Annotated in this window: 11 protein-coding genes; 5 read left to right on the plus strand and 6 right to left on the minus strand. The window is 65.0% G+C overall.

The genetic code is table 11. The annotated features are described in order from the left end of the window. Nucleotides 1–15: 15 nt before the first annotated feature. The 5 genes from FB460_RS02220 to rpsA form a co-directional block, all read right to left on the minus strand. Nucleotides 16–1,245 carry an MFS transporter gene (locus tag FB460_RS02220; protein ID WP_142092483.1) on the minus strand — a complete coding sequence of 410 codons (1,230 nt, stop codon included), beginning with the start codon at nt 1,243–1,245 and terminating at the stop codon, nt 16–18. Beyond that, a complete protein-coding gene (gene uvrB, locus FB460_RS02225) occupies nt 1,242–3,314 on the minus strand; it encodes an excinuclease ABC subunit UvrB (protein ID WP_142092484.1) in 2,073 nt (690 codons plus the stop codon). Before uvrB ends, FB460_RS02220 begins: the two co-directional genes overlap by 4 nt. Nucleotides 3,315–3,406: 92 nt before the next feature. Then, nucleotides 3,407–4,330, minus strand: coding sequence for a hypothetical protein (locus FB460_RS13125; RefSeq protein WP_211345792.1), 924 nt, complete (start codon nt 4,328–4,330; stop codon nt 3,407–3,409). Continuing rightward, nucleotides 4,327–5,451, minus strand: coding sequence for a PrsW family intramembrane metalloprotease (locus FB460_RS02240; RefSeq protein WP_142092486.1), 1,125 nt, complete (start codon nt 5,449–5,451; stop codon nt 4,327–4,329). The genes FB460_RS13125 and FB460_RS02240 overlap by 4 nt, the downstream gene beginning before the upstream one ends. 267 nt (nt 5,452–5,718) lie before the next feature. Next, a complete protein-coding gene (rpsA, locus tag FB460_RS02245) occupies nt 5,719–7,179 on the minus strand; it encodes a 30S ribosomal protein S1 (protein WP_142092487.1) in 1,461 nt (486 codons plus the stop codon). A gap of 305 nt (nt 7,180–7,484) precedes the next feature. On the opposite strand from rpsA, the gene FB460_RS02250 reads away from it, so the two are divergent. Genes FB460_RS02250 through FB460_RS02260 form a run of 3 tightly spaced genes read left to right on the plus strand, consistent with a single transcriptional unit; the run spans nt 7,485 to nt 10,047 of the window. Then, entirely contained in the window at nt 7,485–7,928 is a 444-nt protein-coding gene (locus FB460_RS02250; protein WP_142092488.1) for a YbaB/EbfC family nucleoid-associated protein, read from the plus strand. A gap of 16 nt (nt 7,929–7,944) precedes the next feature. After that, complete coding sequence (locus FB460_RS13130) at nt 7,945–8,796, plus strand: transglycosylase SLT domain-containing protein (protein WP_211345793.1); 852 nt, start codon at nt 7,945–7,947, stop codon at nt 8,794–8,796. 45 nt (nt 8,797–8,841) lie between these two features. Beyond that, on the plus strand, nt 8,842–10,047 hold the full coding sequence (locus FB460_RS02260) for a C40 family peptidase (protein ID WP_142092489.1): 1,206 nt from the start codon (nt 8,842–8,844) through the stop codon (nt 10,045–10,047). 3 nt (nt 10,048–10,050) lie between these two features. Here FB460_RS02260 and FB460_RS02265 read toward each other — a convergent pair whose 3' ends face one another. Next, complete coding sequence (locus FB460_RS02265; RefSeq protein ID WP_170209917.1) at nt 10,051–10,713, minus strand: TetR/AcrR family transcriptional regulator; 663 nt, start codon at nt 10,711–10,713, stop codon at nt 10,051–10,053. Nucleotides 10,714–10,846: 133 nt separating this feature from the next. Here FB460_RS02265 and FB460_RS02270 point away from each other — a divergent pair, with 133 nt between their 5' ends. Both FB460_RS02270 and FB460_RS02275 read left to right on the plus strand, forming a co-directional pair. Beyond that, the gene (locus FB460_RS02270; protein ID WP_211345794.1) at nt 10,847–12,142 is read left to right on the plus strand and encodes an acetyl-CoA C-acetyltransferase; all 1,296 of its coding nucleotides are present in this window, start codon (nt 10,847–10,849) and stop codon (nt 12,140–12,142) included. 1 nt (nt 12,143) lies between these two features. Then, on the plus strand, nt 12,144–13,469 hold the full coding sequence (locus FB460_RS02275; RefSeq protein ID WP_142092491.1) for a 3-oxoacyl-ACP reductase: 1,326 nt from the start codon (nt 12,144–12,146) through the stop codon (nt 13,467–13,469). Nucleotide 13,470 lies beyond the last annotated feature (1 nt).

Here is a 13,470-nt window from a genome sequence, read left to right on the forward strand (position 1 = left end):
CGAGCGGGCTGGTGATCAGATCCGGCGTGGCCGCGTGGGGCTCTGGGCGCCGATGACGCACCCGGCGGTCACCGCCAGGGCGCCGGCAGCGACCCCGGGCCAGAAACCACGGGTCGGTTCTGACACCAACATGCCACTCACGGCTGCGCCCAGTGATATCCCGAGGGTGAGAGCAGTCATGGCCATGGTCATCGCTTGGTTGACGCGGGCCTGGGGCGCGACCTGTTCGATCCCACCGAAAGAACTCACCAGTACTGCGCCGACGCCGATCCCGATCCCCAGCGCCACGGCCGCCTGAATCCCTGGGGACTGCACGAACTGGATCATCGTCTCCCCCACGATCATCAGGGCTCCACCACAGATGATCTTCATCGATCGTGACGCCGGGAGCCGCACCACCAGAATGCTCATACAGGCACTGCCGATACCGACGCAGCCATAGATGAGGCCGCTGAGTTCAGGACGCCCCGCTGCGTCGCTGACCGCAGTGAGTGTGGTCTGAGTGGATCCGAAGATCATCCCGACGGCCATGCAGCCCAGCAGGGGCCACACCATGCGGCCCAGCGGAAGCGGCACCCGTACCGAGGTTCCGTCCTGTTCGGAACCCGCCGACTGCGACGCGGTGGGTTGTGGTGATCGGGTGGCGAGAAAGATCCAGAAGATCCCCTCGCCCACCCATGTGAAGCACAGCAACACCCAGAGCGCCGGGTCGGGCCCGAGCAGTCCGACCAGGAGGCTCGCCAACACCGGCCCCACGACGAACGAGACCTCATCACAGGCACCTTCATATCCGAGCGCGACCCGGATGAGCGACGGTTCCTCACGTTTGCGTGCCAACAGCGACCAGTGCGCTCGCGAGATCGGGCCCACCTGTGGATTGGCCGCACCGACCACGAAGGAGCACAGCAGCACCAAGGCAGGCAGCGGCGTCATGGCCACCACAGCGATCAACATGAGCAGCCCCAAAGTCTGGCCGATGATGGCTGCCAACACCACGGGAGCTGGGCCGAACCGGTCTGCAGCTCGCCCGACGATCGGTGCCCCGGCCGCAATACCCAACCCGTTCGCAGCCACGGTGAGACCGCCGAGCCCGAAACCCAGCCCCGAACTGGTCACATACATCAACAGGCCCAGCTGGAGAGTTGCAGCCGGTATCCGCCCGATCGCGCCGGTGATGAGGAAGGGCCAACCTCCCACCTTCACCAGGGATGGTTGGTGGACGCGGGACGCGTCGCCCGATGTCACTTGGTGGCCTCCACCATCTGACGCAGCTCCTTCTTCAGGTCGGCCACCTCGTCACGGAGGCGAGCGGCGAGCTCGAAATTCAGCTCTCCTGCAGCGGCCCGCATCTGTTCGGTGAGGTCCTTCACCAGAGCGGCCAGATCCTCGGTGGGCATGGCCGCAGTATCTCGGCGTTCACGTCTGGCGTCGGGAACCTTGCCGCTCATCCGGCTGTCAGCCATGAGCGATGCCGTGTCGGCCTCCTCACGGTCAAGCATCGCGGTGATGTCGGAGATCTTCTTGCGCAGGGGCTGGGGATCGATGCCGTGTTCGGTGTTGTAGGCGATCTGCACCTCGCGTCGACGATTGGTCTCATCGATGGCCGACTTCATGCTGGGGGTGATGGTGTCGGCGTACATGTGCACCTGCCCGTCCACGTTTCGCGCGGCACGGCCGATCGTCTGGATGAGGGAGCGCTCCGAGCGCAGGAAACCTTCCTTGTCGGCATCGAGGATGGCCACCAGCGAGACCTCGGGAAGGTCCAGACCCTCACGCAGCAGATTGATACCGACGAGCACGTCGTACTCGCCCATCCGAAGGTCGCGCAGCAGTTCGACGCGCTTCAACGTGTCCACTTCCGAGTGCAGATACCGCGTGCGGACGCCGTTCTCCATCAGGTAATCGGTGAGGTCCTCGGCCATCTTCTTGGTCAGGGTCGTCACCAGGACGCGCTCACCCTTGTCGGCGCGTTTCCCGATCTCGGCGAGCAGATCATCGATCTGCCCCTTCGTGGGTTTGATGACCACCTCTGGGTCGACGAGTCCGGTCGGCCGGATGATCTGCTCCACGTATCCGTTGCTGCGTTCCATCTCATAGGTGCCGGGGGTGGCCGACAAATAGACGGTCTGGCCGATGCGCTCGACGAATTCGTCGAACTTCAACGGCCGGTTGTCCATGGCGCTGGGCAGCCGGAAGCCATGTTCCACGAGCGTCCGTTTACGTGACATGTCGCCTTCGTACATCGCGCCGATCTGCGGCACCGACACGTGGGATTCGTCGAGGACGAGCACGAAGTCTTCCGGGAAGTAGTCGAGCAAGCAGTTCGGCGGAGTTCCGGGGCCGCGACCATCGATATGGCGCGAGTAGTTCTCGATGCCGGAGCATGAGCCGATCTGTCGCATCATCTCGAGGTCGTACGTGGTCCGCATGCGGAGCCGCTGGGCCTCCAACAGTTTGTTCTGTTCCTCGAGCTCGGTGAGGCGTTCACCGAGCTCCTCTTCGATTCCCTGCATCGCACGTTCCATCCGCTCAGAGCCAGCGGCATAGTGGGACGCTGGGAAGATGTACATCTCCTGATCCTCGCTGACGACCTCACCGGTGAGCGGCTGCAAGGTGGTGAGCGCATCGATCTCGTCGCCGAAGAACTCGACGCGCCACGCGAGCTCCTCGTACATCGGGAAGACTTCCAAAGTGTCTCCCCGGACGCGGAATGTGCCACGTTCACCGGCGATGTCATTGCGTGAGTACTGGATATCGACAAGGCGGCGCAGCAGGTCATCGCGGTCCCATTCCTGTCCGACCTTCAGCCGGATCATCTGGTCAACCCACTCGGTGGGGGTTCCGAGACCATAGATGGCCGAGACGGTGCCGACGACGATCACGTCACGCCGTGTCAACAGCGAGTAGGTGGCACGGTGCCGCATCCGTTCGACCTCCTCGTTGAGCGAGGAGTCCTTTTCGATGTAGGTATCGGTCTGCGGCACGTAGGCCTCAGGTTGGTAGTAGTCGTAGTACGACACGAAGTACTCGACCGCATTCTCGGGGAAGAAGCCCCGCAACTCGTTGGCGAACTGCGCCGCCAACGTCTTGTTCGGTTGCATCACCATCATCGGACGCTGCAGCCGCTCGGCCAGCCAGGCAACGGTGGCCGTCTTGCCAGTGCCCGTGGCACCCAGAAGCACCACGTTCTGCTCCCCGGCGTTGATCCGTCGCTCCAGCTCGGCGATCGCCTTGGGCTGGTCACCCGACGGATCGAAATCGCTGTGCACCTCGAACGGAGCCAACCGTCGCTGAACCTCTTCCACCGGACGCATGGACACGAGCCTACGCCGGGGCAGCCACTGGACTCCACGAACACGCGTGGCGTGGGCCGTCGATCGGTTGGCCCACGCCACGCGGGAGTGCGTCAGAGTTGGGGATAGATCTGGTTCAGCACATGATCGGGGTCACCGGAATCAAGAACGGACTTCAGGTTCCCTTCCTCCGCCTCGATGAAGGTGATGAGTGTCTTCCCACCTTCTGCTTGGACGACCACGCCGAGAACCTCGACATCGACCGTTCCATCACCGGTCGACACTGTTCCGAATCCGGACATGGCGGCAAGCTCTTGTGTCCCCTGGGTCTCAGTGGTGACTTCGCCGGTCTGCACATTCGTGGCGTTGTCCAGATAGTTGTCCATCTCACTGCGAAGAAGGTTCTCTGGCGAGCGGCCATCGACGGCCACAGCCACGTGCTGCACGGCTGGGACCGAAGGGTCCATCAGCATCACCACCGTGCCGTCGTTCGTCTTCACCTCCCAGCCGGGAGCCGGGTCGAACGACACGCCGCCGACAGAGACCTCACCCGCGTCACCGGGGTTGGGTTCGTCATTGGGGCTGGGTTCATCGTTGGGGCTGGGTTCATCGTTGGGGTCCGCGGGTTCCGTCGGCACCGGGCTGGGTGGGTCGACCGGTGGCGGTGGCGTGGGCGACTCTTTTCCGGTCACCAGCATGAGCACCAGCCCGATGGTGACCACCAGGACCACAAAGCCACCCACGATTCCGAGGATCATGCCCGAGGAGAGACCGCCCTTGGCCGATGGGATCTGCCCACCGGAACCTCCCGGCCACTGCTGATACTGCCCCGGCTGCTGCTGGAACTGCCCCGGCTGCTGCTGGAACTGCCCCGGCTGCTGCTGGAACTGCCCCGGCTGCTGCTGGAACTGCCCCGGCTGCTGCTGGAACTGCCCCGGCTGCTGCTGGAACTGCCCCGGCTGCTGCTGATACTGCCAGCCACCCGGATTCTGGCCTCCCTGCTGCCCCCAGCTCTGGCCCTGATTCCAGTTGCTCATGCTTCCGTCCCCTCATCTGCAGCCCGCGATGCAGTCGTGACAACTGGGCGGCTGACCCGACGCCCGGCCTCATGTACGGCCGTTCCGCACGCGGAACAGAACGTCGACTGCTCCAGCAGCGGCATCTCGCACCGGGGGCAGAAGCCGAGTTCGCCCTGATCCCCGACGCCACTGGCGACCCCCACGCCTTCACGGGCCGACGCTTCGAGCGCCGCTTCCATGAGGCCCACGTGCAGGATGCCCCGCATACGAAGCACGAGGATTCCCAGGACCACCAGCCCCACGATCAACTGGATCGCCAGTGTAACCGCGCGGTCGGAGATGAAGGCGGCCGAGAGAACGATTCCAAGGTTGTACAACACGTTCGCGAGGATGGCCTCACCAAGGCCTCGGGCCCAGCGAAGGGAGAAACCGTCATAACCCTGCCCCAGCCCTGCGAACTCCGCACACGCGATACCGGTCGCTGTTCCGATGAGCAGAGGCTTCACGAATCCCTCGAGGATGACCAAGAAGATCCACAGCCCCACGTCACCGTTCTCGACGAACCCACCGGTCAGCAAGGGCCAGTGCCGCACCAACGTGTCCGCGGCCGCATAGGCGACACCGGAGATGATGCCGAAGGTGACGCCATCCATGAGGTCGTCGAAGCGGGGACGCCCCACGAGGAACAGCGGGCCGATCTGTCTCAGGAGTTCACCCACGACAGGGACCAACAGGATCGCAACCGCCATCCCGACGAGGTCGATCCCACCGCTGAAGCTGGTCGCCGGCGGCAGCAGGCTCCGCACGGCGGCCACGAAACAGCCTCCCAGTGCGGCGGTGAGCACGAACGCCATTCCGGTGACGGGGAGCGGGGCGTCCTTCCACATGTTCACGTCATAGAGATAGACGATGTACACCACGGGGATGGCGAAGGCAGCCAGCAGCACTGCGATCGGCAATGCACCGAAGATCGACGCCAAGAGTGCCGCGGCAAGAGCGATCAACAGGGCCGTGCGGTACGTCTGGGGACGCTGACCGACACCACGAGGCATCACCGTCGACACGATGGCGAACGATGCCACCGGTTCGTCGGGGTTGACTGCGAAGTGGTTGCGTCGGGCCTGATCCTCCGAGCGCATGTCCTGTCCACAGATATGACAATAGTGCGCCACACCCGGCAAACGTGTGTGGCAACGGCGACAGTCCATCGCCTCTCCCCTCCTCGTACGCACCGGCGTCACACGTCGACGCCGATCCACGATTTTCCCACACGGAGGCGCGGCATGTTGCTCCAACGAGATCCACGATGGGGAATTTCTGGTGAATTCTCGAGCTCAGGAATGCCTGGAGACGACTCTGGCCCCGATCCGCACAGGGATCGGGGCCAGAGCGAAGCGAACTGAGGATCAGCCGCCGGTCAGCTTGTCGCGCAGGGCCTGCAGCGCCTCATCGGATGCGAGCGACCCTTCGCCGACACCGGTTTCGGCCGCTTCGGCCGCTGGTGCGGCGCTGTAAGAGGTGTCGGGCGCTTCGGCAGCCTGCTGGTCGGCAGCCTCGGTCTCTTCGACCTGCTTCTTGTGCGCTTCCCAGCGGGCATGCGCCTCGGCGTACTGCTGTTCCCAAGCCAGGCGCTGCTCCTCGTAGCCTTCCTTCCACTCCTGGGTCTCCGGATCGAAGCCCTCGGGGTAGAGGTAGTTGCCTTCTTCGTCGTACGAGGCGGTCATGCCGTACAGCGTGGGATCGAAGTCGTCCGCAGCCATGTCGACGTCCTCGTTCGCCTGCTTGAGCGACAGCGAGATCCGGCGCCGGTCGAGGTCGATGTCGATGATCTTGACCATGACCTTGTCGTTGACGGTGACGACCTGCTCGGGGATCTCCACGTGACGCTCAGCGAGCTCGGAGACGTGCACCAGACCTTCGATACCCTCCTCGACGCGAACGAAAGCACCGAACGGAACGAGCTTGGTGACCTTGCCCGGAACGATCTGGCCGATCTGGTGCAGGCGCGCGAAGGCCTGCCACGGATCTTCCTGAGTCGCCTTGAGCGAGAGGGAGACACGCTCGCGATCCATGTCGACGTCGAGGACCTCGACGGTGACCTCCTGACCAACCTCGACGACCTCGCCGGGGTGGTCGATGTGCTTCCACGAGAGCTCGGAGACGTGCACCAGACCGTCGACGCCGCCGAGATCGACGAACGCACCGAAGTTGACGATCGACGACACGACGCCCTTGCGGATCTGGCCCTTCTGGAGCTGCGTGAGGAAGTTGTGGCGCACCTCGGACTGCGTCTGCTCCAACCACGCACGACGCGACAGCACGACGTTGTTGCGGTTCTTGTCGAGCTCGATGATCTTGGCCTCGAGCTCCATGCCGACATACGGCTGGAGGTCGCGGACACGACGCATCTCGACGAGCGATGCCGGGAGGAAGCCGCGCAGACCGATATCGATGATGAGGCCACCCTTGACGACCTCGATCACCTGACCGGTGACGACTCCATCCTCTTCCTTGACGCGCTCGATGGTTCCCCAAGCACGCTCGTACTGAGCGCGCTTCTTGGAGAGGATCAGACGCCCTTCCTTGTCCTCTTTCTGCTGGACCAGGGCCTCGATCTCGTCACCGACCTCGACGACGTCGAACGGATCGACATCATGCTTGATCGAAAGTTCCTTGGACGGGATCACACCTTCGGTCTTGTAACCGATGTCGAGGAGTACCTCGTCACGGTCGACCTTGACAACGACACCGCTGACAAGGTCGCCGTCGTTGAAGTACTTGATGGTCTGGTCGATGGCCTCGATGAAGGCTTCGGGCGAACCAAGGTCGTCGACTGCGACCTGCGGGGCCTCGAGGGAGGACGTCATGTAGTAGGGCTCCGATTGTGGGACTGTGAACTTGGACTTAGACGCACCGCAGCCAGAGTAAAAGTCGCTGAACGTGGACATCACGGCAATCTGAACCGCCAAGCCGCACGATGAGATCGACGCCTACACGCATACCCTGCTCTTCGAGAGTCGCAGGCCACAGTGCTTGGACAGCGTAACCCGCTTCACCCCACGTGGTCAACGTCCGCGATGATCGCCACTCGACCGCGATCCGGAGAGTTCCGGCGCGATCATCTTCAGCCGTCCGGTCTCGAGCTCCTAATGTCACGAGCGTGGAGAACCGGATGACCCAAGCCCTGCGTGACTCGGCAGCGACACTCACAGACCCTTCCGACCGCCCCGAGGGGTCGGCGGCACAGGCCGCTGGAAAGCCTCTCGAACGCGTGGACGTGAGCGTCGATGCGTCGAGCGGACATGGCGATGTGCGCGTCACCGTGCGCAATGCCCGACTGACGAGCTGCGTCATCACCGATTCGGCTCTCACACTCGACGCCGAGGCCATCGGCAACCTGGTGTGCGAGGCCGTCAACGCCGCCATGGTCGACTACGAGGCCAAGACCATCGAGGCGTTCCAGGCACAGCAGGGTACCGACATGGCCGAGGTGCAGCGCCAGCTCGACGCGGCCAGCCGAGAGGCCGAGCGTGGCATGCAGGAGTACCTGGATCAGCTGCGCGCTCTTGTGGACAAGACCAAGACCCGTACATCGCACGCCCCGAAGAATTCCTGAGCCAGGAGAGCTAGCCATGGACTTTTCCATCAATCCCGAAGGTATTCACCGCTCCGCGATGGAGCTCTCCGACGGACTCGGCGAGCTCACCAACCACGTCGAGCAGTTCGCCAGCAGCTTCAATCTGGGCGACATGTTCGGCGACAACTCGCTACTCGCCGAGATCGGGAACCCGATGTACCTCGGCGCTGTGGATTGGATCCTCCAGTGCCTGCGTTCCCTGGAAGGTGCGCTGGGTGACCATGCAGGCGCCCTCGGTGCCGCCGCCACAGCATTCCAGCGGACCGAGGAGACGAACGCCGCAATGTCTCATCAGATCATGTCTTCGGGCCCGTTCGCCCCGGCACCGAGCCCGGCCCCCATGCCCGCTCCCGAGCCAGCCCCTGCGCCGGAATCGAGCCCTGAACCGGAATCGAACTCTGCACCGGAATCGGCCCCTGCATCTGCCCCCGCATCCACCGGTGGGGACGGCGGTTCACTGCCCGGCGGAGAGATCACCTATGAGGCCACCCCGGAAGTGAAGCAGTGGATCGGCGAAGCACGTCAGATCATGATCGCTGACGGCATCGACCCCTCCCTCATCAACGCCAACGATCTGGCGATCATCGCGATGCATGAGTCCGGCGGTGACCCGAACGCCGCGAATGACTGGGATATCAACGCGCAGAACGGCACCCCTTCGATCGGACTGATGCAGACCATCGGCCCCACGTTCGATGCCCATGCAATGCCCGGACACACCGACATCCATAATCCGGTCGACAACATCATCGCCGCGTCCCGCTACGCGATCGACCGATACGGGTCGGTCTCCGCCACTCCCGGCCCCGCCTCGGTGAACAGCGGTGGCCCCTACCTGCCCTACTGACCGCGTTCGAATCACCACATCTGACACAACTTTCGGAGGACACTCATGTTTGACATCGGTGGAATGATCGATGACGCGGCGGGCAACATCGGCGGCATGGTTGACGACGCCATCGACGATTTCGGCGGCACCATCAGCAATGCCGCTGACGACTTCTTCGACGGCGGCGGCATGGACGCTCTGTCCGGCCCCATCGGCGGTGCCCTGGACACAGCCGTCGATGTGTTCGGCCTGGGTGCGCCGAACGTCAACGAGAACGCACTGACCAGCGCGGCGCACGGCTGGACCTCGTTGGGCGACCACATCTCCGAGGCCCTTGACGTCGGCTCCCACGTGAGCCGGTCCGTCGCCGATGGGAACATCGGCCAGAGCATCACCAGCTTCCTCGACGCTTTCGGCGGCCGCCCGAACAGCCCGCTTCCGGGCGGCGACATGCTCGTGCAGGGCGTGGACGCCGTCGCGGGTGGGCTCTTCGGTGCAGCCGGTGCCTCACACGCCGCCAAGCTTACGGCCGTGATCCAAGGTGTCCAGTACGCCTCCAAGGTGCAGCAGGCGATCGCGGCGGCTCCCGCCACCGGCGGCCAGTCACTGACGCTGATCCCGGGCTTCCGCGAGTTGGCGGCGGGCAATGTGCAGGGCGCAATCGCCACAGCCGCACAGTTCCTCGACGGCGGTTCCTCCGGCCCGGTTCACGGACTTCTCGGCGAACTGTTGCAGGGAACCGGACTCGTCGACCGCCTGGGTGGCCAAGCGCCGACCGCTCCGCCGGCCGGCGGAGCACCTGCACCGACGCCCGCTCCCGGAGTGGCACCTGCTCCCTCCGCTCCCCCTTCGGGCGGGGGCGGTGACGTCGACGGCCTCGTCCAGAGCTACTTGGACCGCCACATCCCCTACGCCTGGGGTGGCGGGCATGGCGCAGAACCCGGACCGACGCAGGGCGTCTCGGACGGCGGTGGCCCTGCCGATGCACAAGGTGACTACAACAAGACCGGTCTCGACTGCTCCGGCCTCGCCCGCGAGTTCCTGTGGCAACAGAAGGGCATCGACATCGGCGCCGGGTCGACCCACACCACGATCAACCAGGGAACGCCCGTCTCCGAGGCGGATCTGCAACCCGGCGACCTCGTCTATCCGAATCCCGACCACGTGCAGGTCTACATCGGTGACGGTGAGGTCCTGGAGGCTCCCCAGTCCGGTGAATACGTGAAAGTCTCCCCCTACGCCGGAGGCGAGCTGCGTCGCTACGAGTGACCCTCAGCGGGGCAGCCCGTCCAACCCATGCCACAGGATCGCCACGAGATCCTGCACCACGGTGTGACGCGGGCGGCGTCGAGGCTCATCGAGCCACGCCTCGGCGGTGACCTGGACCGCCCCGACCATGGCGGTGCTCCACACCCGCACCCTCGCGTCGTCACCGCCCAAGTGGGGCCCGAGGATATCGGCGATCAGTTCGGCGACCCGCTCGGCGATCCCACGAACCTGCTGCTCGGCCACCGAACTCGACACCTGGGGCGGGCTCACCACGAAGCGGTAGACCTCCGGATCCTTCTCCGCCAATGAGAAGAACGCGTCGGTGAGTGACGTGACCACGTCCCGTGGCTCGGCCCCCGGCGCCGCAGCATGGCGCAGGCGTCGCTCAAGGCGCATCGACACATGCGCGGTGACCGCCGCATACAGGCCCACGCGGTCTCCGAAGTGTCGATAGATCGCCGGCTTTCGTGTGCCCGCCACACGGGCGATCGCCTCCAGCCCCACCCCATGACCGTGTCCACGGATCGCATGCAGTGCCGCATCGACCAGTTCGGTACGACGCTGGCGGTTGTGATCGGCCCATCGGAGCGCCCTTCCGTCCTGCGGGGCCTTGTCCGGCGTCGGCGCAGAGCCATCCGACTGTGACCATTCACCCTGCTTCGACATGCCTCGCACTGTATCGCGGTCCACGCCGTATCGCATACGGTGAGTATCAGATACCCTCGGCAGCAGACACGGTGGAACCACCACCGGCCGGGCCCGCCTCGAGCCGGCGCTCGACGACCCCATGGGAGTGAACATGACCAACATGCCACGCAAGGTCGCCATCGTGGGCGGCAACCGAACCCCATTCGCCCGTTCGAACACCGCCTACCGACGTGCAAGCAACCAGGACCTGCTCACCGCCGCCCTCGACGGCCTCATCGCTCGTTTCGGGCTCGCCGGGAAACGTCTCGGACAGGTGACCGCCGGTGCTGTCATGAAACACAGCCGCGACTTCAATCTGACCCGTGAATCCGTCCTCGCCACTGCGTTGGATCCTGCAACACCGGGCATCGACATCCAGATGGCCTGTGGCACGGGGTTGGAGGCTGCGACGACGGTTGCCAACAAAATCGCGCTCGGCCAGATCGACGCCGGTGTCGCCGGTGGTTCCGACACGACCTCGGACGCTCCGATCGCGGTCAACGAGGGGCTGCGTCGGGTTCTGCTCGATCTCGGCGCAGCCAAGACCGCGGCGCAACGCGCCAAGGCTCTCGCCGGCCTGCGTCCCGGGCACATCTCCCCCGTCCTCCCGGCCACCGATGAGCCCCGGACCGGGCTGTCGATGGGCGAGCACATGGCTCGTACCGCGCTGGCTTTCGACGTCACCCGTGCCGAACAGGACGCCATCGCCGCCGCCTCACACCAGAAGCTGGCCGCCGCCTACGAACGTGGCTTCTTCGACGACCTCATCACGCCCTACCTGGGTCTGACGCAGGACAACAACCTGCGTCCGGATTCCAATGCGGAGAAGCTGGCCGGATTGCGCACCGTCTTCGGCGATCCCGAGACCGCCACGATGACCGCCGGAAACTCGACCCCGCTGACCGACGGCGCGTCCACGGTCCTCCTCGCCTCCACCGAGTGGGCGGAGGAGCACAACCTCGATCCGCTGGCGTGGTTCGTTGACGCCGAGACCGCAGCGGTCGACTTCGTGCATGGAGACGAAGGGCTTCTCATGGCGCCGACGCACGCCGTACCGCGGCTCCTGGCACGCCATGATCTCGGGCTCGACGATTTCGACCGCGTCGAGATCCATGAGGCCTTCGCCGCGACGGTGGCCTGCACACTGAAGGCATGGGAGTCCGACACCTACTGTCGCGACACGCTCGGCCTCGATGGTGCGCTCGGCAGCATCGACCCCGAGAAGATCAACGTGAACGGTTCGTCGCTGGCTGCGGGCCATCCGTTCGCCGCCACCGGCGGACGGATCCTCGCCGCCACGGCGAAGGAACTCAATGAACTCAAGCAGCGTGAGGGCGGCACCAGGCGTGCCCTCATCTCGATCTGTGCAGCAGGCGGCCAGGGTGTCGCCGCGATCGTGGAGGCCTGACATGACAGATACCTACACCCAGTTCGTCAACAGTGGTTTCGGACGCTCACTCGCCAAACAACTCGGGCTCCCCGCCCCAGTGCCGCTGCGGCGTCACACCAAGGGTGGGCCGCTGTGTGACGGGCCCGTCGCCGTGATCGGTGAAGGGGAGCACGTCTCCGATATCGTGCAGCTTCTGCTCGACCACGGCATCGACACCAGCACCGACGCCGAAACGTACGGCGGCGTCGTGTTCGACATGTCCGATGCCCGCTCCCCCCGCGATCTCGCACACATGCGTGAGAACGGCGCCGACATCGTCAAACGTCTGGGACGCAATGCTCGGATCGTGGTGGTGGGCACCGACCCCGACCTGCTGGATGCTCCGGCGGAGGTCGCCACGCAGCGGGCCCTCGACGGTTTCGTGCGCTCCCTCGCCAAGGAGTTGCGTTCCGGTGCGACGGCCAACCTCGTCTATGCGCCGGTGGAGCACAACCGTCCGGCGGTCCGCAGCGCTGTGGAGTTCTTCCTCTCGGGACGCTCCGCGTTCGTCGATGGACAGCATGTGCGTCTGGACGAGAACACGCCCGGAGTGAACCTCTCGGCCGATGAGCCGTTGGCCGGCAAGGTCGCTGTGGTGACCGGCGCCGCGCGTGGCATCGGCGCGGCGATCGTCGAGGTTCTGGCCCGCGATGGCGCAACAGTGGTCGGCGTCGATGTGCCTGCCGCGCAGGACGCACTGGCGAAGGTCGTCAACCGTGCCCGCGGCACCTCGCTCGCGCTCGATGTGACGGCCCCCGACGCCGGGGAGCGCATCCTGCAGCACTGCCACAAACGTCATGGTGGTTTCGACATCGTGGTGCACAACGCCGGGATCACCCGTGACAAGTTGTTCGTCAACATGTCGGCCGAGAAGTGGGATCAGGTGATGGCGGTCAACCTCGAGAGCATCCTGCAGCTGAACGAGGTCTTCCTCGGCGACGAGGGGCTGGGCACCGATGGTCGCGTCATCTGTCTGTCGTCGCAGTCGGGGTTCGCGGGTAACCGGGGCCAGACCAACTACAGCGCCACCAAGGCCGGTGTCATCGGGCTCGTGGACACCACTGCCGACATCGCCGCCGACCGCGGCATCACCGTGAACGCCGTGGCCCCCGGGCTCATCGAGACCGAGATGACCGGGCGTATGCCGTTCGCGACCAGGGAGGTGGCGCGTCGCCTCAGCTCCCTGCAGCAGGGCGGTGATCCGGTGGACGTGGCCGAGGCGATCGCATGGCTCGCGCAACCGGCGTCGGGTGCCATCACGGGTCAGACGCTGCGCGTGTGCGGCCAGAACTTCATCGGGGCCTGAC

This window comes from Propioniferax innocua (genome assembly GCF_006716235.1).
Classification (GTDB): domain Bacteria; phylum Actinomycetota; class Actinomycetes; order Propionibacteriales; family Propionibacteriaceae; genus Propioniferax; species Propioniferax innocua.

What these genes read in the sequence shown, in the direction of transcription:
- FB460_RS02270 (WP_211345794.1), top strand. Translation starts at nt 10,847, where the DNA reads ATGACCAACATGCCACGCAAGGTCGCCATCGTGGGCGGCAACCGAACC.
- FB460_RS02275 (WP_142092491.1), top strand. Translation starts at nt 12,144, where the DNA reads ATGACAGATACCTACACCCAGTTCGTCAACAGTGGTTTCGGACGCTCA.
- FB460_RS02250 (WP_142092488.1), top strand. Translation starts at nt 7,485, where the DNA reads ATGACCCAAGCCCTGCGTGACTCGGCAGCGACACTCACAGACCCTTCC.
- FB460_RS02265 (WP_170209917.1), bottom strand. Translation starts at nt 10,713, where the DNA reads ATGTCGAAGCAGGGTGAATGGTCACAGTCGGATGGCTCTGCGCCGACG.
- uvrB (WP_142092484.1), bottom strand. Translation starts at nt 3,314, where the DNA reads ATGCGTCCGGTGGAAGAGGTTCAGCGACGGTTGGCTCCGTTCGAGGTG.
- FB460_RS13130 (WP_211345793.1), top strand. Translation starts at nt 7,945, where the DNA reads ATGGACTTTTCCATCAATCCCGAAGGTATTCACCGCTCCGCGATGGAG.
- rpsA (WP_142092487.1), bottom strand. Translation starts at nt 7,179, where the DNA reads ATGACGTCCTCCCTCGAGGCCCCGCAGGTCGCAGTCGACGACCTTGGT.
- FB460_RS13125 (WP_211345792.1), bottom strand. Translation starts at nt 4,330, where the DNA reads ATGAGCAACTGGAATCAGGGCCAGAGCTGGGGGCAGCAGGGAGGCCAG.
- FB460_RS02260 (WP_142092489.1), top strand. Translation starts at nt 8,842, where the DNA reads ATGTTTGACATCGGTGGAATGATCGATGACGCGGCGGGCAACATCGGC.
- FB460_RS02240 (WP_142092486.1), bottom strand. Translation starts at nt 5,451, where the DNA reads ATGCGCTCGGAGGATCAGGCCCGACGCAACCACTTCGCAGTCAACCCC.